General features: G+C 32.5%; 19 protein-coding genes. 5 read left to right on the top strand and 14 right to left on the bottom strand.

The window, feature by feature from the left end:
• Positions 1-546: 546 nt before the first annotated feature.
• From JG553_RS06935 to gatC, 4 genes are read right to left on the bottom strand one after another with little or no spacing between them, the layout of a single operon-like run.
• Complete coding sequence (locus tag JG553_RS06935) at positions 547-693, bottom strand: hypothetical protein (RefSeq protein ID WP_001797372.1); 147 nt, start codon at positions 691-693, stop codon at positions 547-549.
• A 39-nt stretch (positions 694-732) separates the two neighbouring features.
• Complete coding sequence (gene gatB / locus JG553_RS06940) at positions 733-2,160, bottom strand: Asp-tRNA(Asn)/Glu-tRNA(Gln) amidotransferase subunit GatB (RefSeq protein WP_000545371.1); 1,428 nt, start codon at positions 2,158-2,160, stop codon at positions 733-735.
• A gap of 12 nt (positions 2,161-2,172) precedes the next feature.
• Positions 2,173-3,630, bottom strand: coding sequence for an Asp-tRNA(Asn)/Glu-tRNA(Gln) amidotransferase subunit GatA (gatA, locus tag JG553_RS06945; protein WP_000027928.1), 1,458 nt, complete (start codon positions 3,628-3,630; stop codon positions 2,173-2,175).
• Position 3,631: 1 nt separating this feature from the next.
• The gene (gene gatC / locus JG553_RS06950; RefSeq protein ID WP_000170162.1) at positions 3,632-3,934 is read right to left on the bottom strand and encodes an Asp-tRNA(Asn)/Glu-tRNA(Gln) amidotransferase subunit GatC; all 303 of its coding nucleotides are present in this window, start codon (positions 3,932-3,934) and stop codon (positions 3,632-3,634) included.
• A gap of 366 nt (positions 3,935-4,300) precedes the next feature.
• Here gatC and putP point away from each other — a divergent pair, with 366 nt between their 5' ends.
• On the top strand, positions 4,301-5,839 hold the full coding sequence (gene putP, locus JG553_RS06955; RefSeq protein ID WP_000957020.1) for a sodium/proline symporter PutP: 1,539 nt from the start codon (positions 4,301-4,303) through the stop codon (positions 5,837-5,839).
• A gap of 88 nt (positions 5,840-5,927) precedes the next feature.
• Here putP and JG553_RS06960 read toward each other — a convergent pair whose 3' ends face one another.
• From JG553_RS06960 to purB, 6 genes are all read right to left on the bottom strand, one after another.
• Positions 5,928-7,127: a CamS family sex pheromone protein gene (locus tag JG553_RS06960; protein WP_000831698.1), complete on the bottom strand. Its 1,200-nt coding sequence runs from the start codon at positions 7,125-7,127 to the stop codon at positions 5,928-5,930.
• A gap of 12 nt (positions 7,128-7,139) precedes the next feature.
• Positions 7,140-9,143 carry an NAD-dependent DNA ligase LigA gene (gene ligA, locus JG553_RS06965; protein WP_000774565.1) on the bottom strand — a complete coding sequence of 668 codons (2,004 nt, stop codon included), beginning with the start codon at positions 9,141-9,143 and terminating at the stop codon, positions 7,140-7,142.
• Between the two features lie 3 nt (positions 9,144-9,146).
• Complete coding sequence (gene pcrA, locus JG553_RS06970) at positions 9,147-11,339, bottom strand: DNA helicase PcrA (protein ID WP_000992921.1); 2,193 nt, start codon at positions 11,337-11,339, stop codon at positions 9,147-9,149.
• On the bottom strand, positions 11,336-12,028 hold the full coding sequence (gene pcrB / locus JG553_RS06975; RefSeq protein WP_000272070.1) for a heptaprenylglyceryl phosphate synthase: 693 nt from the start codon (positions 12,026-12,028) through the stop codon (positions 11,336-11,338). The genes pcrA and pcrB overlap by 4 nt, the downstream gene beginning before the upstream one ends.
• A gap of 171 nt (positions 12,029-12,199) precedes the next feature.
• On the bottom strand, positions 12,200-12,502 hold the full coding sequence (locus tag JG553_RS06980) for a YerC/YecD family TrpR-related protein (RefSeq protein WP_001165363.1): 303 nt from the start codon (positions 12,500-12,502) through the stop codon (positions 12,200-12,202).
• A gap of 108 nt (positions 12,503-12,610) precedes the next feature.
• Positions 12,611-13,906: an adenylosuccinate lyase gene (gene purB / locus JG553_RS06985; RefSeq protein WP_000572878.1), complete on the bottom strand. Its 1,296-nt coding sequence runs from the start codon at positions 13,904-13,906 to the stop codon at positions 12,611-12,613.
• An 860-nt stretch (positions 13,907-14,766) separates the two neighbouring features.
• On the opposite strand from purB, the gene scpA reads away from it, so the two are divergent.
• Together scpA and JG553_RS06995 are read left to right on the top strand one after the other, a co-directional pair.
• Entirely contained in the window at positions 14,767-15,933 is a 1,167-nt protein-coding gene (scpA, locus tag JG553_RS06990; RefSeq protein WP_000827748.1) for a cysteine protease staphopain A, read from the top strand.
• A 30-nt stretch (positions 15,934-15,963) separates the two neighbouring features.
• Positions 15,964-16,290 carry a staphostatin A gene (locus JG553_RS06995; RefSeq protein ID WP_000434933.1) on the top strand — a complete coding sequence of 109 codons (327 nt, stop codon included), beginning with the start codon at positions 15,964-15,966 and terminating at the stop codon, positions 16,288-16,290.
• Between the two features lie 291 nt (positions 16,291-16,581).
• Here JG553_RS06995 and JG553_RS07000 read toward each other — a convergent pair whose 3' ends face one another.
• The 4 genes from JG553_RS07000 to JG553_RS07015 all read right to left on the bottom strand — a co-directional run bounded on the left by JG553_RS07000 (position 16,582) and on the right by JG553_RS07015 (position 19,892).
• Complete coding sequence (locus tag JG553_RS07000; protein ID WP_000669862.1) at positions 16,582-16,755, bottom strand: NETI motif-containing protein; 174 nt, start codon at positions 16,753-16,755, stop codon at positions 16,582-16,584.
• Complete coding sequence (locus JG553_RS07005; protein ID WP_000011542.1) at positions 16,736-17,338, bottom strand: DUF2179 domain-containing protein; 603 nt, start codon at positions 17,336-17,338, stop codon at positions 16,736-16,738. The genes JG553_RS07000 and JG553_RS07005 overlap by 20 nt, the downstream gene beginning before the upstream one ends.
• Before the next feature lie 270 nt (positions 17,339-17,608).
• Positions 17,609-18,430 (bottom strand): ammonia-dependent NAD(+) synthetase, encoded by an 822-nt coding sequence (nadE, locus tag JG553_RS07010; RefSeq protein ID WP_000040873.1) that lies wholly within the window; start codon positions 18,428-18,430, stop codon positions 17,609-17,611.
• Entirely contained in the window at positions 18,423-19,892 is a 1,470-nt protein-coding gene (locus JG553_RS07015; protein ID WP_000284431.1) for a nicotinate phosphoribosyltransferase, read from the bottom strand. The genes nadE and JG553_RS07015 overlap by 8 nt, the downstream gene beginning before the upstream one ends.
• Before the next feature lie 183 nt (positions 19,893-20,075).
• Here JG553_RS07015 and JG553_RS07020 point away from each other — a divergent pair, with 183 nt between their 5' ends.
• Both JG553_RS07020 and JG553_RS07025 read left to right on the top strand, forming a co-directional pair.
• A complete protein-coding gene (locus JG553_RS07020) occupies positions 20,076-21,152 on the top strand; it encodes a nitric oxide synthase oxygenase (protein WP_000897635.1) in 1,077 nt (358 codons plus the stop codon).
• A gap of 19 nt (positions 21,153-21,171) precedes the next feature.
• Positions 21,172-21,966, top strand: a complete 795-nt coding sequence (locus tag JG553_RS07025; protein WP_001177828.1) for a prephenate dehydratase — start codon at positions 21,172-21,174, stop codon at positions 21,964-21,966.
• Positions 21,967-21,972 lie beyond the last annotated feature (6 nt).

The following is a 21,972-nucleotide window of genomic DNA, read 5'->3' on the forward strand; positions in this document are numbered from 1 at the left end:
TTCATCTTTGTTTCGTCTAATAGGGAGTGGGACAGAAATAATATTTAACAAAATTTATTTCGTTCTACCCCAACTTGCATTGTCTGTAGAATTTCCTTTCGAAATTCTCTATGTTGGGGCCCCACCCCAACTTGCACATTATTGTAAGCTGACAGAAAGTCAGCTTCTTTGTTTGGGGGCCCCGCCAACTTGCACATTATTGTAAGCTGACAGAAAATCAGCTTCTATGTTGGGGCCCCACTAGAATTGAAAAAAGCTTGTTACAAGCGTATTTTCTTTCAGTCAACTACAGCCAATATAACATTGTAGTGCCTAGGACATTGAATTTATGACCCAGGCTCAGTCTTATTTCATCATTCTTAATATCGTTAAAGACCAACTTGTATCTTAAACAAATACTATCTCAATATGTACAAAGCTTGTTATTTATTCAGCATTTTTTGCCGTTCTTCATTATATAGACTTCGTCAGTTATGCTATTTTACCTTTAAAATGATGTTGTAAATATAATGTTGTCTTTATACAAAAATGTTTTATACCTTTTTATTATACAGTTTGCCTTAATATAATTAAAGCTAACGCATTAATAAAATTAATATTTTTACCATTAACATGTACAATGAATAAAGTTAAAAGTAATTTGACTTCTATAGATATAAATAAACCCTCGATTGCATCTAAGTCAGCAATCAAGGGTTTATTTTTTAAATCTTCATAGTTTGATGATTTAAATTATCTTTTATCTAATTCTTGTTTTAATAGTTGATTTACTAATTGTGGATTAGCTTGACCTTTAGACGCTTTCATAATTTGACCAACTAAGAAGCCCATAGCTTTGCCTTTACCATTTTTGTAATCTTCAACTGATTGTTCGTTATTGTCTAATGCTTCATTTACAAATTTTAGAAGTGTTGCTTCATCAGAAATTTGAACTAAGCCATTATCTTCCATAATCTGTTTAGCATTACCACCTTTAGCTGCTAACTCTGGGAAGACTTTCTTCGCAATTTTACTGCTCATTGTTCCGTCTTCGATAAGTTTAATCATACCTGCTAAATTTTCTGGTGTTAATTTAGTATCTAATAATTCTACTTGATTTTTATTTAAATATTCGTTTACGCCACCCATTAACCAGTTAGATGTTAATTTAACATCTGCACCGTGTTCAATTGTTGATTCAAAGAAATCTGACATTTTTTTAGTCAATGTTAATACGTGTGCATCGTATGCAGGTAAACCTAATTCATTTACATACTTAGCTTTACGTTCATCTGGTAATTCAGGAATTGTCTGACGAACACGCTCTTTCCAAGCATCATCAATATATAAAGGTACAATGTCAGGCTCTGGGAAGTAACGGTAATCATCAGAACCTTCTTTAACACGCATTAAAATTGTTTTACCTGTAGATTCATCAAATCGACGTGTTTCTTGTCCGATTTCTCCACCATTTAACAATTCTTCTTCTTGGCGTTTTTCTTCATATTCTAAACCTTTACGTACATAGTTAAATGAGTTTAAGTTTTTCAATTCGGCTTTAGTACCAAATTTTTCTTGACCATATGGACGTAAAGAGATGTTAGCATCACAACGTAAAGATCCCTCTTCCATCTTAACGTCTGATACACCAGTGTATTGAATAATTGAACGCAATTTTTCTAAATATGCATATGCTTCTTTAGGTGAACGAATATCTGGTTCAGATACGATTTCAATTAGCGGTGTACCTTGACGGTTCAAGTCAACTAATGAATACTCACCTTTATGTGTTGACTTACCAGCATCTTCTTCCATGTGAAGACGAGTAATACCGATTCGTTTTGTTTCACCGTCGACTTCGATATCGATATATCCATTTTCACCAATTGGTTGATCAAATTGAGAAATTTGATATGCTTTTGGATTATCTGGATAGAAATAGTTCTTACGGTCAAACTTAGATTCTGTTGCGATTTCCATATTTAGTGCCATTGCAGCACGCATTGCCCAGTCTACTGCACGCTTATTAACAACTGGTAAGACACCTGGATATGCTAAGTCGATAACATTTGTATTTGAGTTAGGTTCTGCTCCAAAATGCGCTGGTGATGGAGAAAACATTTTTGAGTCCGTTTTTAACTCTACGTGAACTTCAAGTCCTATAACTGTTTCAAAATGCATGATTTCCACTCCTTATAATTTTTCATAAACGTCATGTAAATTGTATTGTGTTTCATATTGATAAGCGACACGATATAACGTTTTTTCATCGAATGGTTTACCAATGAACTGTAAACCGATTGGTCGGCCATTTGATTGTCCACAAGGAACAGAAATACCAGGTAATCCAGCTAAGTTTACTGGTGTTGTTAATAAATCATTGGCATACATTGTTAATGGATCATCAATTTCTTCACCTAAATTAAACGCAGTTGTAGGCGCTGTTGGACCAACTACTACATCATAATTTTCGAATACTTTATCAAAGTCATTTTTAATCAATGTTCTAACTTTTTGAGATTTTTTATAGTAAGCATCATAGTAACCTGAACTTAATGCAAATGTACCTAAGAAAATACGACGTTTTACTTCTTTACCGAAACCTTCAGATCTTGACATTTTATATAATTCTTCTAATGAATGAGCTTCTTTAGAATGATAACCATAACGAATTCCGTCAAAACGAGAAAGGTTTGACGAAGCTTCTGATGATGCAATCACGTAATATGATGGAATACCAAATTTAGTATTTGGCAATGATACTTCCTCAACGACAGCACCTAAAGATTTTAAAGTTTCTACAGCGTTTTGAACTGCTTCTTTTACGTCATCAGCTACACCTTCACCTAAGTATTCTTTAGGTAATGCAACTTTTAATCCTTTAATATCTTTACCAATTTCAGATGTAAAGTCTACATCATCAACTGGTGCACTTGTAGAGTCATTAACATCTGCACCAGAAATAGCTTCTAATACGATTGCATTATCTTTTACATTTCGAGTCAATGGACCAATTTGGTCTAATGAAGATGCAAAAGCAACTAATCCAAATCGAGATACACGACCGTATGTTGGTTTCATACCGACAACGCCACAATATGCAGCCGGTTGTCTAATTGAACCACCTGTGTCTGAACCTAAGCTAAATGGTACTAAGCCAGCTGCAACTGCTGCTGCAGATCCACCTGATGAACCACCTGGCACTGCTTTATGGTCAAATGGGTTAACTGTTTTTTTGAAATAAGATGTTTCTGTTGAACCACCCATTGCAAACTCATCCATATTTAATTTACCGATTAAAACGGCATTTTCATTATGTAGTTTTTCCATTACAGTAGATTCGTAAATTGGCACAAAACCTTCTAACATTTTACTTGCACATGTTGTTTCTAATCCGTTTGTAATAATGTTATCTTTTATACCCATTGGAATACCAAATAATTTGCCATCCATTTGATCTTTTGCTTGTAATTCATCCAATTCTTGCGCTTTTTTGATTGCATTTTCTTTATCCAGCGCTAGAAAAGACTTAATTGTTGGATCAGTCTCTTCAATTGCATCATATATATCTTTAACAACATCAGATGGTTTGATTTTTTTGTCTTTTATTAAAGTTAATAAATTCTCAACCGATTCGTAGCGAATGCTCATCTTACGCGTCCTCCTCATTCATGATTGTAGGCACTTTAAATTGTCCATCTTCTGTTTCTTTGGCATTTTTCAAAGCTAATTCTTGTGGAATACCTTTAATTGCTTTATCTTCACGTAAAACGTTTTGTAAATCTAAAACGTGATATGTAGGTTCAACGCCTTCTGTATCAGCGCTATCATTTTGTTTTGCAAAATCTAAAATGCTTTCTAATGTGTTGGCCATTTCTTCCGTTTCTTCAGGAGAAATTTGAAGTCTTGCAAGATTCGCGATATGCTCAACTTCTTCACGTGTTACTTTTGTCATTAATAAAAGCCTCCTTTAAGTCATTCATCACTAAATTGTATCAAATTTCCAATTAAAAATCTAAGTATTTATGAGGTGCTACTTTAATTTCATATAAACTGTATAAACATTATCATTCGTTTATCAAATCATTTTTTATGAAAACAACACTCTTTTAATATTAGACAACCCAATTCAATATTATGATTATGCAATTTTAATTATAAAAATTTGCTCATATCCAAAAAATACGAAAGCGCTTTCTATATTGGTATGCAAGTATTTCAAAAAGAATAAATTTAATTTTCCTACTTTTCTAAACATTTATCTTTATGTATAATGTTTTCAAGTAACTAAATTATAAATTAAATAAAGGGAGTGTTTATCATGCTTACAATGGGGACAGCATTAAGTCAACAAGTAGATGCCAATTGGCAAACTTATATTATGATTGCCGTCTACTTCTTGATACTAATCGTTATTGGCTTTTACGGTTACAAGCAAGCAACTGGTAACCTAAGCGAGTACATGTTAGGTGGACGTAGTATTGGACCGTATATTACTGCATTATCAGCTGGAGCTTCAGATATGAGTGGATGGATGATTATGGGGCTACCTGGTTCTGTCTATAGCACTGGTCTATCAGCTATGTGGATTACAATCGGTTTAACATTAGGTGCTTATATAAATTACTTTGTTGTTGCTCCTAGACTTCGTGTTTATACCGAATTAGCTGGAGATGCAATTACATTACCAGATTTCTTTAAAAATCGTTTAAACGATAAAAATAATGTGTTAAAGATTATTTCTGGATTGATTATCGTAGTATTCTTTACATTATATACACATTCTGGTTTCGTATCTGGTGGTAAACTATTTGAAAGTGCTTTTGGATTAGATTATCATTTCGGTTTAATATTAGTTGCTTTCATTGTCATTTTCTATACTTTCTTTGGTGGATATTTAGCTGTATCAATTACAGATTTCTTCCAAGGTGTCATTATGTTAATTGCGATGGTTATGGTCCCTATTGTTGCTATGATGAATTTAAACGGCTGGGGAACGTTTCATGATGTAGCAGCTATGAAACCTACAAATTTAAATTTATTTAAAGGGTTATCATTTATAGGAATTATCTCTCTATTTTCATGGGGATTAGGTTATTTCGGTCAACCTCATATCATTGTAAGGTTTATGTCTATTAAATCACACAAGATGCTACCTAAAGCTAGACGTTTAGGTATTAGCTGGATGGCTGTTGGTTTATTAGGCGCTGTGGCTGTTGGTTTAACAGGTATTGCATTCGTACCTGCTTATCATATTAAACTAGAAGATCCTGAGACATTATTCATCGTGATGAGTCAAGTACTCTTCCATCCTCTTGTAGGTGGTTTCTTACTTGCTGCGATTCTAGCTGCAATTATGAGCACGATTTCTTCACAATTACTTGTAACATCTAGTTCACTAACGGAAGACTTTTATAAATTAATTCGTGGTGAAGAAAAAGCTAAAACGCACCAAAAAGAATTTGTTATGATTGGAAGATTATCTGTATTAGTTGTAGCAATTGTTGCCATCGCGATTGCATGGAATCCAAACGACACAATTCTAAACTTAGTAGGTAACGCTTGGGCCGGATTTGGTGCATCGTTCAGTCCACTTGTGCTATTTGCACTTTACTGGAAAGGTTTGACACGTGCCGGTGCTGTAAGTGGAATGGTTTCAGGTGCCTTAGTCGTTATCGTTTGGATTGCATGGATTAAACCATTGGCACATATCAACGAAATATTCGGCTTATATGAAATTATTCCTGGATTTATTGTAAGTGTAATCGTTACATATGTTGTAAGTAAACTTACTAAAAAACCTGGTGCATTTGTTGAAACTGACTTAAACAAAGTTCGTGACATCGTTAGAGAAAAATAATTCATAAGTCTTAACAAATTAAAAAGGTACTAATGTTAATCAAAATTATGACTAACATTGGTACCTTTTTATTATCTTTAATTTACAATTAATTACTGTAAATATGAACTTGCGGTTCTTTGTCATCTTTTGTCTTACTAATTAAAGCACGTGGTTGGTTACCATCTTTAATACGAATTTCATAGTTATCGATTTTATCGAAATATTTATTCGCTTGTTCAGTAACGTACTGTGTAATACCAATTGTTTCAGCTTGTCCATAGTAATCGATTGGTAAATCTACTACTAATCGTTGTGGCTTTTTATCAACAAATTTAACTTTCCCTACTGCTTGTGTGAAATTAGAAAAATATGATTGCAAATTATCATTAAATTGCTTGAAATTATTATTTAAATTTTCATCATAATCTGCTGCTGTTGAAGAAGGTAATAAAGCTGATTTTTCATTGATATTATGCCATTCATTAAGCTTTGTTTGACTCTTTTCTGCAGTCGCTTGAGTGATAAATTCACCTGGTGTGATTGAATCTTCACTTGATTGCTTATAAATTGCAAAATGAATTGGTATATCTTTTAAATCATCATTTTCACGTAACCTTGATAATATCTCACTAGCCATTTGTTTACCTTGCTTTTTAACTTCGCTATCATCTAGTTTTTTACTAAAAGTCGATCCATCTTTTTCTTTTTTATAGTAATAAACACTATTCATAGCTAAACCAATCGTCATACCTTTAATATTCTTACCTTTTGTATCTCCACCACCATAAAAATCTTGCTCTAAAATGTTAGATAAATAGGCTGGTGATTTTTCTGCAATCTTTTCAGGATCTGTTTCACCTTCGTGTGATGGATTAAGTCCTAAATTTTCATTCGCTTTCTTGTCTTTTTTATCTTTTTCAGACATTTTATCGATTTCACGTTTTGTATACTTAGGATTTAAATAGGCATTAATTGTTTTCTTGTCCAAAAATTGACCATCTTGATACAAATATTTATCTGTTGGAAATACTTCTTTACTTAAGTTCAATAAACCATCTTCAAAGTCGCCGCCATTATAACTATTTGCCATGTTATCTTGTAAAAGTCCTCTTGCCTGGCTTTCTTTAAATGGTAACAATGTACGATAGTTATCACCTTGTACATTTTTATCCGTTGCAATTTCTTTTACTTGATTTGAACTATTGTTATGTTTTTGATTATCTTTTCCAGCCTGGTCATCCTTATGGTTACCACAAGCAGCGAGTATAAAGATAGCTGTAATCAATAATACTAATGTACGCTTCATCGACATACCCCTCTAACTATTTAATTCATTTTGCTTATCTACAAATTGTTGCTCTGTCCAAATTTCAATACCTAAACTTTGTGCTTTTGTTAATTTTGAACCTGCATCTTCACCAGCAATAACGACATCTGTATTTTTAGTAACGCTACTTGTAACTTTAGCACCTTGTGATGCAAGCCATTTAGATGCTTCATTGCGTGTCATTTGATGTAGCTTACCAGTCAGTACTATCGTTTTACCACTAAATTCAGGATGTCCTTCAATATCTGATGTTTTGATACCTTTATAAATCATATTAACATGTTTATCTTTTAATTTTTGAATTAAAGCACGAATATCTTCATTTTCTAAATAAGTAACTACAGATTGTGCTACTTTATCACCTATATCATGAATTTCTACTAATTCCGCTTCAGTTACCGTTAGTAATCGATCTATCGTTTCATATTTTTCTGCTAACACTTGGCTCGCTTTAACACCTAAATGCCTAATACCTAGACCAAATAATAAATTTTCTAAAGAGTTGTCCTTAGCTTGTTGAATGGCAGCTAATAAATTATCAACTTTTTTCTGCCCCATTCTGTCTAAAGGTAATAAATCTTCTTCTGTTAAATAGAAAATATCAGCAACATCTTTAATTAATTCGCTTTGATAAAGCTGTTGAATAATTTTAGTGCCTAAACCATCAATATTCATGGCTTGTCTTGATACAAAGTGAATCAATCCTTCAACAAGTTGTGCTTGGCATTTTGGATTAATGCAACGAAGTGCTACTTCGCCTTCAATACGTACTAATTCATGTCCACAACTTGGACAATGGGTTGGCATATGATATGTGACAGCATCCTCAGGTCTACGTTCTGGAATACTACGTACAACTTCAGGTATGATGTCACCTGCTTTTTTCACTACAACACTATCACCAATTCGAATATCTCTGTCATGAATTAAATCCTCATTGTGCAAAGATGCTCTTGATACAGTTGTACCAGCTACTTTTACTGGTTCTAAAATAGCAGTAGGTGTGACTACACCTGTTCGTCCAATACTTAATTCAATATCTAATAATTTAGTTACTACTTCCTCAGCTGGAAATTTATAAGCAATGGCCCATCTAGGAGATTTTTGTGTGAATCCCATCTCATCCTGTTGATCTAAATCATTAACCTTAATAACAATCCCATCAATATCATAAGGTAATGACTCTCTTTGGCTTGTCCATTTTTCAATATACTCTAAAACACCATCGATATTATTTACACGCGCTCTATTTTTATTCGTTGTAAAACCTAATTTATCTAACTCATCTAATGCTTCACTTTGCGAACGCGCATTGAAATCAGTGAAATCATTGACACTATATATAAATACGCTTAGCTTTCGTTTTGCCGTTAATTTAGAATCTAACTGTCTTAATGATCCCGCAGCAGCGTTTCTTGGATTTGCAAATAACTGCTCATCATTTTTTTCTTTTTCTTCATTTAATCGTAAAAATGAACGTCTCGGCATATATGCTTCACCACGAACTTCTACATTTAATGGTTCTTTCATTTTCAAAGGTATCGCATGAATTGTTTTTAAATTTTCGGTAATATCTTCACCTGTTGTTCCATCACCACGTGTTAAACCTTGAACGAAGTATCCATCAACATATTTCAATGATACTGCTAAGCCATCAATTTTTAATTCGCACATATATTCAACGTTGCCAATTTGTTCACGTATGCGTTGGTCGAATTTTCTCAAATCATCCTCATTAAATGCATTCCCTAAACTTAACATTGGCGTGTCATGGTTGACTTTATTGAAAGAGGCTTGGGCTTCACCGCCAACTCTAACTGTTGGAGAATCTACAGTCTTATACTCAGGATGCTCCTCTTCTATTTTAATCAGTTCATGAAGTAATTTGTCATATTCACTATCTGGTACAGATGGATTATCCTCTACATAGTATTCATAACTGTATTGATTTAATAAATCATGTAACTCGTTCACACGAGACGATAAATCAGCCATCCCTTAATCCTCCTTTTTTTCAATTGGTGCAAATTGCGCTAACAAACGTTTTGGCCCTTGTGATTTAAAGATAATATCTAGTTCGATTGAGCCATTTTTCTCGTTTACATTACTCACCATGCCTTCTCCCCAGGCTTTATGCATCACTTTGTCACCTACATTCCAATCAGATGACAATACTTGTTTTTTCGTTGACGTTGTTCGTTGACTAAATCCGCGTTTAGCAAAAGGTTTTGCCTTAGGTTGTATCGTTTGTCGTTTGCCACTTGAATGATTTTCTAATAGTGATTCTGGAATTTCCTTTAAAAATCTGGATGGCATATTTGACTGAGGGCGACCAAATAACATTCTTGATGTCGCATGAGTGATATATAACACCTCTTCAGCCCTTGTAATTGCTACATAACAAATACGACGTTCTTCTTGCATTTCATGATCATCTTCACTCTTAATCGCTCTAATATGTGGGAATAAAGATTCTTCCATCCCCATTATAAAGACAATTGGAAATTCAAGGCCCTTAGCCGAGTGCATCGTCATTAGTGTTACGCCATTTTCAGTATCTGCCTCATCAATATCAGCTACTAACGATAAATCCGTTAAAAAGTTAATTAATGACTGTTCTTCTAATGGGGTATTTTCCTCATAGTCTTTTGGTACTGACATAAATTCATCGATGTTTTCTAATCTACTTCGAGATTCTAATGTATTTTCACGTTCAAGCATTTCTCGATAGCCAGACTTTTGTAATACTTCATCAACTATTTCATGAATTTCTAAAAATTCTTGTTCTTTTATCAAGCTTTGGATTAACTCGTAAAAATTAAGACACTCTTGTGTCACCTTTTTTGACAATCCGATAAAATCAGCTTCTCCAAGTGCATCAAACATACTGATATTGTTTTGAAGTGCATAGTTTTGAACTTTTTCAACAGATGAAGGACCTACACCTCTTTTTGGAACATTAATAATACGTTGCAAACTAATGTCATCATTACTATTGGCAATTATACGCAAATAACTTAATAAATCTTTGATTTCTTTACGGTCATAGAACTTTTGGCCACCAACCATTGTGTATGGCATATTAGATTTCATGAATGTTTCCTCAAGTACACGTGATTGTGCATTCGTTCTATATAAAATTGCCATATCTTGATATTTCTTACCATTACGTTGATGCTTCATAATTTCTCGTATTACAAATTCCGCTTCATCACGTTCCGTCATTGCTTCATAGTAATGAATTTTCTCACCATTCGTATTTGCAGTCCACAGTCCTTTTGGCTTACGTTCAGAATTATTTTTAATCACTTCGTTAGCCGCATTTAAAATCGTTTTCGTCGAACGATAATTTTGCTCTAAAAAGATTGTATTCGCTTCTGGATAGTCTTTTTCAAATGATAAGATATTTTGAATATCAGCACCACGCCAACCATAAATTGACTGATCTGAGTCACCTACAACACATAAGTTTTTAAACTTACTTGCTAATAATTTAACTAATGTGTATTGTGCTTTATTAGTATCTTGATACTCATCTACATGAATATATTGGAATTTGTTCTGATAATATTCTAGAACTTCTGGTACACGCTCAAATAAGTTAATCGTTGTCATAATAAGGTCATCAAAATCTAACGCTTCATTACGTGACAATTGGCGTTGATATCCACTATAAACCGTTGCTACCATTTGCGAGTGATAATCTGTGGCTTCTTTTTGAGCATCTGCAGGTGTTTTAAGTTCATTTTTCAAATTACTGATCGCACCGATAAACATACGAGGTTCAAACTTTTTACTATCAATATTTTCATTTTTTAAGACGTCTTTAATAACAGATTTTTGGTCTGTAGGATCAATTATCGTAAAATTGCGTTCTATACCAATTCGATCTGCATCACGACGTAAAATACGAACACACATTGAGTGGAATGTTGACATCCAAATAACTTCTGCTTGATCACCTACTAATTTTTGAACACGTTCTTTCATTTCTCTTGCAGCTTTATTTGTAAAAGTAATAGCCAAAACATTGTATGGTGAGACATCTTTTTCGTCTAATAAATAAGCAATTCTATGTGTTAAAACACGTGTCTTCCCTGAACCAGCACCTGCCATAATTAACAATGGTCCTTCTGTTGTCTTTACAGCTTCACTTTGCTCTGTATTCATATGATTTAATAACGCATTCATTTACTAGACTCCTTTATTTTTACTGTTTTTAAAGCTTTTTTAATATCTTTATAAATAATATCACCGACGATAATTGTATCTGCAATAGCTGCCATCTCTGTCGCTTGTTGTTCTGAGGAAATACCGCCACCATAAAAAAGTTGCGTTTCTGTTAGATGTTCTGAGACAGCTTGAACCTTTGATACGTCGCCATAAATGCCACTATACTCTATATACATAACCGGTAATCGATACATATGATTGACCATTTGGGCATATGCTTCTAAATCTTCTGTTGTTAAATCTGTATTTGCTTTGGTATGTTTTGCCACTTTGCTATCAGCATTGCACACGACATACCCTTCAAATATTACTTCCTCAAAATCTATACTATGTCCATATGTTTTAAGCGCTTCTAATAATGTACCATTGTGAAATACAACATCTGTACTGTTCAGTACTGTAGGTACAAAATAAAAATCAAAACCAGGCATTACACTTTCGATGTTTGATATTTCAAGTACTAAAGGCAATGGGTATCTTCTTACTCTGCTCATTAAATGAATGACATTATCTTCAGTAACGTCATCAGTTCCACCAATCATAATTGCATCTGTTTGAGACATACAAATCGCATCTAAATCATCATCTGAAATATGTTTAGCTGGGTCTAATTTAAAAATATGGCGCCATTTTTTAATGTCATACATTTTCCGAAACTCCTTTTTTAACATACATATGATTATAGCATTTTTAAGTGTCGAGTTCTAAAGACTTAATATGAAATTTAAGTTCTTTTACTCTGTAAATTTTTTCGTGAAAAAACAATGATTATCTACCTTATTAGTGCAGATAGATAACCATTGTTTATCGTTCATTTATTATTCATTTGTTTCAATATTCATACGATCTAAAATCATTGTATAAGCATCATTACCCCATTGTAATGAACGCTTCACTCTAGAAATCGTTGCAGTCGATGCTCCAGATTCTTGTTCAATCGTTGCATAGGTATAACCTTGCTTAATCATTTTAGCAACTTGTAATCTTTGAGACAGTGATTGAATTTCATTTACAGTACACAAATCATCGAAAAATTGGTAACATTCTTCTCTATTTTCTAACGTTAGTATTGCATCAAACAATTCATCTAACGCTGCACCTCGTAATTTTTCAATTTGCATATCGAAACAACCCCTATAATTTTATTCTTTATGTCATTTTAACGCATTAATCTATTAAAGTGTAGCGATTTATATTTTATTAAATCTGAATCGTTACTTTATTTAATTTTATGCTAATCCAGCGCGTTCGAAAATAGTGTCAACTTGATTCAAATGATGTTTAGGATCGAAACATTCATCCAATTCTTCTTTTGTTAAAACACTTGTAATAGACTCATCTTGTTCGATTAATTCACGGAACGGTGTTTTCGTTTCCCAAGATATCATCGCTTTTGGTTGTACTTTGTCGTATGCTTCTTCACGAACCATACCTTTATTAATTAATGCTAATAAGACACGTTGTGAGAAAATCAGACCAAATGTTTTATCTATGTTATTACGCATATTATCTTCAAATACAGTTAAACGGTCCACAATATTTGTGAAACGATTCAATGCATAATCTAGTGCTATTGTAACATCTGGTAACATAATACGCTCAGCAGAAGAATGAGAAATATCTCTTTCATGCCATAATGGCACATTCTCATAAGCTGTAGTAATATAACCACGAATGACTCTTGAAATACCTGTGATATTTTCAGAACCAATTGGATTTCGTTTATGAGGCATTGCAGATGAACCTTTTTGGCCTTTTGCAAATGCTTCTTCAACTTCTCTCGTTTCGGTTTTTTGAAGGTTACGTATTTCAACGGCAAATTTTTCTAGTGATGTCGCGATTAATGCTAATGTCGCAATATAGTATGCATGTCGATCGCGTTGCAATGTTTGCGTTGATACAGGCGCTGTGCCAATACCTAAATGTTTACACACATAACTTTCTATTTCAGGAGGAATGTTAGCAAAAGTACCTACTGCACCACTCATTTTCCCTACTTCAATTTCTTCTCTTACTTGTTTGAAACGTTGTAAGTTACGTTGCATTTCCGTGTACCACAATGCCATTTTGACACCAAATGTAGTTGGTTCTGCATGCACTCCATGTGTACGTCCCATCATCAATGTATATTTATAATTTTTTGCTTTTTCAGCTAAAACGTCGATAAATCTTTCTAAATCTTTTTCAATAATGTCATTTGCTTGTTTAATAACGAAACTTAAAGCTGTATCTACAACATCAGTAGAAGTTAAACCATAATGTACCCACTTACGTTCTTCACCTAGCGTTTCAGAAACTTGTCTAGTAAAGGCTACAACATCATGGCGCGTTTCTTGTTCAATTTCTTGTGCACGTTCGACATTTACCTTTGCGTTTTGACGAATTTTTTGTACGTCAGCTTTCGGTATATGTCCTAATTCACTCCATGCTTCACATGCTAAAATTTCCACTTCTAACCATGCTTCATAGCGATTTTGATCAGTCCAAATATTAGACATTTCTTCTCTAGAATAGCGTTCAATCATTTTTTTAACTCCTATCGTATGTATACTCGAATTTTCAAAAACAGAACATTTTTTAATAAAAATAAACAAAAAGTTCGTTTTTAACTCTACTCTTCACAGTTTAACAGAATTGGTTATAAATGTATAAAAAATTTCCGTATATTCTCATTCTATTTTATTTTTTACATTAATACAATTATCTATGGCAGATTAATACTGATTTCTAATTGTAAATGTTCGCAATACTTTAATCTAATTGGTATTTATAATGATCCATTGAGAATATATTTTTGCATTTTAGTTTTTCTCCCCTCAACTACACTATCCAACTTTTTATTACAATTAGGACAATCAATAGCTTTAGTAATACCAGAATTTATTCACTTTACTTCTCCTATTGTATGGAATTTTCAACAATCTACTTTTCCTAGTTTCATAATATTTCTTCTTACATTTCATAATATGTTTTAAAATTATTCGCTTCTAATATAACAAATTTTCTACTCACAAAAAGAATATATATTCTATTGCATAGGTGTGGCATTTTAAATATAAGACATTAATATTGAACTCCAGAATCGTATAAATACGAAACTGATTATAGAAAAATACGCAGAGATTTTTTTAATAGTAAATTTTTATAGAAAGACATAAATTGACTACGCTTCTTTCAAAATCGACTAATATATTTTCATGAAACTTTCGATCATATTAATTATTGAATGAGATGTTTGCAATTTAGTAAATAAGCTACTAAATTATTACATAAACTGATAATGTGTAAAAATTAATTATTTTTTAAACATAGATTAAAATTTTATATTGAAACTCTTAACTAAATTTAATATAATTATTTTATAATAAAATAAAGGAGTTTTTATATGAAAAGAAACTTTCCAAAATTAATAGCTTTAAGTTTAATATTTTCTTTAAGTGTTACCCCTATTGCAAACGCTGAGAGCAATTCAAATATCAAAGCAAAAGATAAGAAGCATGTGCAAGTTAATGTCGAGGACAAGAGTGTTCCTACTGACGTACGTAATTTAGCGCAAAAAGACTATCTTTCTTATGTTACTTCACTTGATAAAATCTATAATAAAGAGAAAGCCTCGTATACACTTGGTGAACCTTTTAAAATTTATAAATTCAACAAAAAGAGTGATGGTAATTATTATTTTCCAGTTTTGAACACTGAAGGTAATATCGATTATATAGTTACAATTTCACCAAAAATCACTAAGTATTCTAGTTCATCTTCTAAATACACAATCAATGTTTCTCCATTTTTATCTAAAGTCTTAAATCAATATAAAGATCAACAAATTACTATTTTGACAAACTCAAAAGGTTACTATGTGGTTACTCAAAATCATAAAGCTAAACTAGTACTAAAAACACCACGTCTAGAAGATAAAAAGTTAAAAAAGACTGAGAGTATACCTACTGGCAATAATGTAACGCAACTAAAGCAAAAAGCTTCTGTCACTATGCCAACTAGTCAATTTAAAAGTAATAATTATACTTACAACGAGCAATATATAAATAAACTTGAGAATTTCAAGATAAGAGAAACTCAAGGTAACAATGGTTGGTGTGCAGGCTATACGATGTCTGAATTACTAAATGCGACTTATAATACTAACAAATATCATGCAGAAGCTGTGATGAGATTTTTACACCCAAACTTACAAGGACAACGATTCCAATTTACTGGTTTAACGCCAAGAGAGATGATTTATTTTGGACAAACTCAGGGAAGAAGTCCACAACTTCTTAATAGAATGACTACATATAATGAAGTTGACAATCTTACTAAAAATAATAAAGGAATTGCTGTTTTAGGTAGTAGAGTAGAATCAAGAAATGGTATGCACGCAGGGCATGCCATGGCAGTTGTTGGGAACGCTAAATTAGATAATGGACAAGAGGTTATAATTATATGGAATCCATGGGATAATGGTTTTATGACTCAAGATGCTAAAAACAATGTTATTCCAGTATCCAATGGCGACCATTATCGATGGTATTCATCTATTTATGGTTATTAAAATTTGTATTTTAGAAAGGTAAATAATATTATGGAACAAATTGAATTATTTAGTATTGATAAATTCAAATGTAATTCAGAGGCTAAGTATTATCTTAATATTATTGAGGGAGAATGGCATCCTCAAGATTTAAATGATAGTCCTTTAAAATTTATTCTCAGTACCTCAGACGATTCTGATTACATTTGCAAATATATAAATACAGAACACAAACAACTCACATTATATAATAAAAATAATAGCTCAATTGTTATTGAAATATTTATACCAAATGATAATAAAATACTACTAACAATTATGAACACAGAAGCTTTGGGAACTTCTCCTAGAATGACTTTCATTAAGCATAAGTCATAAGACTATCTAGATATGATTAAGTAAACTATTAATCTTATTAAAGGTCTCTAGGAAGAAAAAATTTCATGCGATGAGATTGTTTTAGAAAAAGCGACGATATATATAATCTAACAATAATTTTTAAAATATTAAGAACCCCCAGCATATGCTTTATATAGCTTGCTGGGGGTTTCTCATACAATATGGATCGAGCATCTTGCATGTATAAACAAATAGGCTATTCAAAGTAAAATTACTCAAACTTTGAATAGCCTTTCCTCTTCAAATAGTCTTTATTTAAATTGGATTATGTTATTGGATTTTCTTACCTACAAAAACGATTTCTTGATGTGATACTTCAACCGTGCCATCTTTTTGCTCTTGAAACACGGGTTTTTCAATACGTTTTACCGGCATATACCCTTGCATTTTCATTCGTGACAAACAATCAGCAATTGTTTCATTCTCATTTACTTTGAATTTCATGTTCTACTACACTTTCCAGTTCTTCTGGTTCATAATCTTTAAGCTTTCTACGACGAATGCCTTTAGTCCAGAATCCACCATGTATGTTTCGAGGTTCATACGCAATGATAAATGCTTTCGGATCTAAATTTTTTATCGTATCCATCAATTTACGTTCATATTTTCTTGGTGTTAAAATTTGCATCACCATACGACTACCATCTCTACCAAACGCAGCATAGTGCGTAACGCCATATCCTAAATTTCGAAGTTCATTCGGTAAATCTAACTCATATTCTGCTGAAGTTACATTTACAACTGTATAACCTAATGCCAGTTTTTCTTCTATTTTCATACCAACAATGATACCTATTGAAAAACCAAATGCGTAGGCAATAATATTTTGAATATGGTCTAAATTAGACATAACCAAACCTAAACCAACGATATAAACTAATACTTCTAAAAAACTAACTGATGCAGCAATATAACGATAACCTTTCAACGTTAAAATTGTTCGCATCGTTAAAAACGTTACATAACAAACGTTAATGATAAATATAGTTAGTACCATTAACCATGGATTTTCTGTTACGAATGACATAAGGCGCCCCACTCTCTTTCAATTACACTTTAAATACCAAACTGCTTCAACCTAACCTTAATGAATGCATATTAATATAATATAGTACGAAAACTCTCATAAATAAATAGCGAATTTGTCATAAATAAAAATTTATTCTCAAATGAACATACTTACTTTAGTTCATACACTTTCAATTTATACACTGAAGTAGTCTAGCTGAATGTGGTTTAATGTTATTAATTCTAACTCATATTTAATTTAAGTCACACGTTAGAAGAAAAAATTAAATTAGGATTTTGGCCACGTGTATCTTGTATATGCAAGTTCACGTTTGTGTGCATTTCGTATATAATGATTTTCAATTACTTTTTGTTCTTCTGGCGTAACTGGCTTACCTTCTAAATAATTATCAATCGCCTCATAAGTTACACCTAATGCATCTTCATCTGGAAGCTGTGGTTTATCATCTTCTAAATCAGCAGTTGGCGTTTTTTCATATAATTCCTTTGGCGCACCAAGATACGCTAATAATTGACGACCTTGTCGTTTATTCAAACCAAATATAGGTGCGATATCTGCAGCACCATCACCGTACTTCGTATAAAACCCAGTTATATTTTCAGCTGAATGATCTGTTCCTACTACAATACCTTGTCGGTTTGAAGCAATTGAAAATTGTACTTTCATACGTTCACGCGCTTTTTCATTTCCTTTTTGGAAATCTGTAAGAACAATACCGGCTTCTTTTAATGATTGCACACTTTGATCAACTGCAGGCTTAATATTGACTGTTACTATTTCATCTGGTTCAATGAATCGCAAAGCTTGCTCAACTTCATCAGCATCTTTTTGAACTCCATAAGGTAATTTAACTGCAATAAACGTACAATCAATGCCTTCTTCACGTAATTCGTTAACAGACATTTGTACTAGTTTTCCAACTAATGTAGAATCCTGTCCTCCTGAAATACCTAACACTAAAGATTTTATAAATGAATGTGATTGTACATAATTTTTTATAAATTGCTTTAATTCCATAATTTCTTCAGCACTATCGATACGCTTTTTCACTTTCATTTCTTGTACAATAACGTCTTGTAATTTACTCATTATCTTCTTCCATCTCCTTAACGTGTTCCGCAACTTCAAAAATACGTTTATGTTTATTATCCCAACATGCCTTGCTTAAATCGACTGGATATTCTTGTGGATTCAGGAAACGCTTATTTTCATCCCAAATAGATTGTAATCCTAGTGCTAAATATTCACGTGATTCATCTTCTGTTGGCATTTGATATACTAATTTACCATTTTCATAAATATTATGATGCAAATCAATGGCTTCGAAAGATTTTATAAATTTCATTTTATAAGTATGCACTGGATGGAATAATTTTAAAGGTTGTTCATCGTATGGATTTTCATTTTCCAAAGTAATATAATCGCCTTCTGCCTTACCTGTTTTCTTGTTTATAATGCGATATACATTTTTCTTACCTGGCGTCGTAACCTTTTCAGCGTTATTTGATAATTTAATACGATCACTATATGAACCATCTTCATTTTCAATAGCTACAAGTTTATATACTGCACCTAATGCTGGTTGATCGTATCCTGTAATCAGCTTTGTACCAACGCCCCAAGAATCTACTTTTGCACCTTGTGCTTTCAAACTCGTAATCGTTTCTTCATCCAAATCATTAGACGCGATAATTTTAGTTTCAGTAAATCCTGCTTCATCAAGCATACGTCTTGCCTCTTTAGATAAATAAGCGATATCTCCAGAATCTAATCGAATACCTACAAAGTTAATTTTGTCACCTAATTCTTTTGCAACTTTTATTGCATTTGGCACGCCAGATTTTAAAGTATGGAATGTATCTACTAGGAACACACAATTTTTATGTCTTTCAGCATATTTTTTGAAGGCAACATATTCGTCTCCATAAGTTTGGACAAATGCATGTGCATGTGTACCAGACACAGGTATACCAAATAATTTCCCCGCCCTAACATTACTTGTAGAATCAAAGCCCCCGATGTAAGCAGCTCTAGCGCCCCACAATGCTGCATCAATTTCTTGCGCACGACGTGTACCAAACTCCATTAATTTATCATTTGATGCAATTTGACGAATTCTGCTAGCCTTTGTTGTAATTAATGTATGGAAATTTACAATGTTTAATAAAATTGTTTCTATTAATTGCGCTTGAATCAATGGTGCTTCTACGCGTAACAATGGTTCGTTACCAAAGCATAATTCGCCTTCTTGCATCGAACGGATGCTGCCTGTGAATTTTAAATCTTTTAAATATGATAAGAAATCATCCTTGTAGCCAATAGACTTTAAATATTCCAAATCAGATTCTGAAAATCCAAAATGTTCTATAAAATCAATGACGCGTTTTAAACCATTAAAAACAGCATAGCCACTATTAAATGGCATTTTTCTAAAATACAAATCAAATACAGCCATTTTTTCATGAATATTATCATTCCAATAACTTTCAGCCATATTTATTTGATATAAGTCATTATGTAACATTAAACTGTCGTCTTCTAATTGGTACACTTGTATCTCTCCAATCGACCTAAATATTTTCTTACATTTTATCATAATTCATTTTTTTATATACATAAGAGCCCCTTAATTTCCATACTTTTAATTAAAATCAACCAACAATTTAATGACATATACATAATTTTTAAGAGTATTTTAATAATGTAGACTATAATATAAAGCGAGGTGTTGTTAATGTTATTTAAAGAGGCTCAAGCTTTCATAGAAAACATGTATAAAGAGTGTCATTATGAAACGCAAATTATCAATAAACGTTTACATGACATTGAACTAGAAATAAAAGAAACTGGGACATATACACATACAGAAGAAGAACTTATTTATGGTGCTAAAATGGCTTGGCGTAATTCAAATCGTTGCATTGGTCGTTTATTTTGGGATTCGTTAAATGTCATTGATGCAAGAGATGTTACTGACGAAGCATCGTTCTTATCATCAATTACTTATCATATTACACAGGCTACAAATGAAGGTAAATTAAAGCCGTATATTACTATATATGCTCCAAAGGATGGACCTAAAATTTTCAACAATCAATTAATTCGCTATGCTGGCTATGACAATTGTGGTGATCCTGCTGAAAAAGAAGTTACACGCTTAGCAAATCACTTAGGTTGGAAAGGAAAAGGTACTAATTTTGACGTGTTACCACTGATTTACCAATTACCTAATGAGTCAGTTAAATTTTACGAATATCCTACTTCATTAATTAAAGAAGTACCTATTGAACATAATCATTATCCAAAATTAAGAAAATTGAACTTAAAATGGTATGCAGTCCCTATCATTTCCAATATGGACTTAAAAATCGGTGGCATTGTATATCCAACTGCACCCTTTAACGGTTGGTATATGGTAACTGAAATTGGCGTACGTAACTTTATTGATGATTACCGTTACAATTTACTAGAAAAAGTTGCAGATGCGTTTGAATTTGATACACTTAAAAATAATTCATTTAATAAAGATCGAGCACTTGTTGAATTGAACTATGCTGTGTATCATTCCTTTAAAAAAGAAGGCGTATCAATTGTCGATCATTTGACCGCTGCAAAGCAATTCGAACTATTCGAACGTAACGAAGCACAACAAGGTCGTCAAGTTACCGGAAAATGGTCTTGGCTAGCACCGCCATTATCTCCAACATTGACGTCAAATTATCATCACGGATATGACAATACAGTAAAAGATCCAAACTTTTTCTATAAAAAGAAAGAATCAAATGCTAACCAGTGCCCTTTCCATCATTAAGTTAGTAGAGGTGTAGCATATGCAATTATATTATTTAGGCCCTAAAGGTACATTTTCATATTTGGCTTGTCGTCAGTATTTTTCTGAAAATGAAGCAACTTTTCAACCAAAGTCAAATTTATTTGAAGTCATCAAGGCAGTTGCAGATGATGACACATCGATTGGTGTTGTCCCTATTGAAAATTCTATAGAAGGAACAATCAACATTGTGGCAGATGCACTTGCACAGCAAGATGTCTTTGCACACGGTGAAATACGTTTAGATATTAACTTTGCATTATATGGTAATGGAACAGATTCCATTTCTGATATTAAAAAAGTGTATTCTATTGCACCAGCAATCAGTCAAACAACAAATTACATACATCAACATCAATTTGACTATGATTATGTCGACAGTACAATTCAAAGTTTGACTAAAATTGAAAATGGCGTTGCAGCAATTGCACCTTTAGGTAGTGGCGAAGCTTATGGTTTTACACCTATTGATACACATATTGAAGACTATCCACATAACGTGACACGTTTTTTAGTTATAAAAAATCAGCAGCAATTTGATCAAAATGCGACATCATTGATGTTTTTAATTACACCAATGCATGATAAACCTGGGTTGTTAGCAAGTGTGCTTAATACATTTGCTTTGTTTAATATTAATTTATCCTGGATTGAGTCTCGTCCTTTAAAAACACAATTAGGTATGTATCGATTTTTCGTTCAGGCTGATTCTGCAATTACAACCGATATAAAGAAAGTCATTGCTATTTTAGAAACCTTAGATTTCAAAGTAGAAATGATTGGTGCTTTTAATTAAACTTTA

It is taken from the genome of Staphylococcus sp. T93 (genome assembly GCF_016743875.1).
Lineage (GTDB): Bacteria > Bacillota > Bacilli > Staphylococcales > Staphylococcaceae > Staphylococcus > Staphylococcus aureus.

Bases quoted from the DNA above. Each gene is read 5' to 3' on its own strand.
- gatB (WP_000545371.1), bottom strand. From the start codon at position 2,160: ATGCATTTTGAAACAGTTATAGGACTTGAAGTTCACGTAGAGTTAAAA.
- gatA (WP_000027928.1), bottom strand. From the start codon at position 3,630: ATGAGCATTCGCTACGAATCGGTTGAGAATTTATTAACTTTAATAAAA.
- gatC (WP_000170162.1), bottom strand. From the start codon at position 3,934: ATGACAAAAGTAACACGTGAAGAAGTTGAGCATATCGCGAATCTTGCA.
- putP (WP_000957020.1), top strand. From the start codon at position 4,301: ATGCTTACAATGGGGACAGCATTAAGTCAACAAGTAGATGCCAATTGG.
- JG553_RS06960 (WP_000831698.1), bottom strand. From the start codon at position 7,127: ATGAAGCGTACATTAGTATTATTGATTACAGCTATCTTTATACTCGCT.
- ligA (WP_000774565.1), bottom strand. From the start codon at position 9,143: ATGGCTGATTTATCGTCTCGTGTGAACGAGTTACATGATTTATTAAAT.
- pcrA (WP_000992921.1), bottom strand. From the start codon at position 11,339: ATGAATGCGTTATTAAATCATATGAATACAGAGCAAAGTGAAGCTGTA.
- pcrB (WP_000272070.1), bottom strand. From the start codon at position 12,028: ATGTATGACATTAAAAAATGGCGCCATATTTTTAAATTAGACCCAGCT.
- JG553_RS06980 (WP_001165363.1), bottom strand. From the start codon at position 12,502: ATGCAAATTGAAAAATTACGAGGTGCAGCGTTAGATGAATTGTTTGAT.
- purB (WP_000572878.1), bottom strand. From the start codon at position 13,906: ATGATTGAACGCTATTCTAGAGAAGAAATGTCTAATATTTGGACTGAT.
- scpA (WP_000827748.1), top strand. From the start codon at position 14,767: ATGAAAAGAAACTTTCCAAAATTAATAGCTTTAAGTTTAATATTTTCT.
- JG553_RS06995 (WP_000434933.1), top strand. From the start codon at position 15,964: ATGGAACAAATTGAATTATTTAGTATTGATAAATTCAAATGTAATTCA.
- JG553_RS07000 (WP_000669862.1), bottom strand. From the start codon at position 16,755: ATGAAATTCAAAGTAAATGAGAATGAAACAATTGCTGATTGTTTGTCA.
- JG553_RS07005 (WP_000011542.1), bottom strand. From the start codon at position 17,338: ATGTCATTCGTAACAGAAAATCCATGGTTAATGGTACTAACTATATTT.
- nadE (WP_000040873.1), bottom strand. From the start codon at position 18,430: ATGAGTAAATTACAAGACGTTATTGTACAAGAAATGAAAGTGAAAAAG.
- JG553_RS07020 (WP_000897635.1), top strand. From the start codon at position 20,076: ATGTTATTTAAAGAGGCTCAAGCTTTCATAGAAAACATGTATAAAGAG.
- JG553_RS07025 (WP_001177828.1), top strand. From the start codon at position 21,172: ATGCAATTATATTATTTAGGCCCTAAAGGTACATTTTCATATTTGGCT.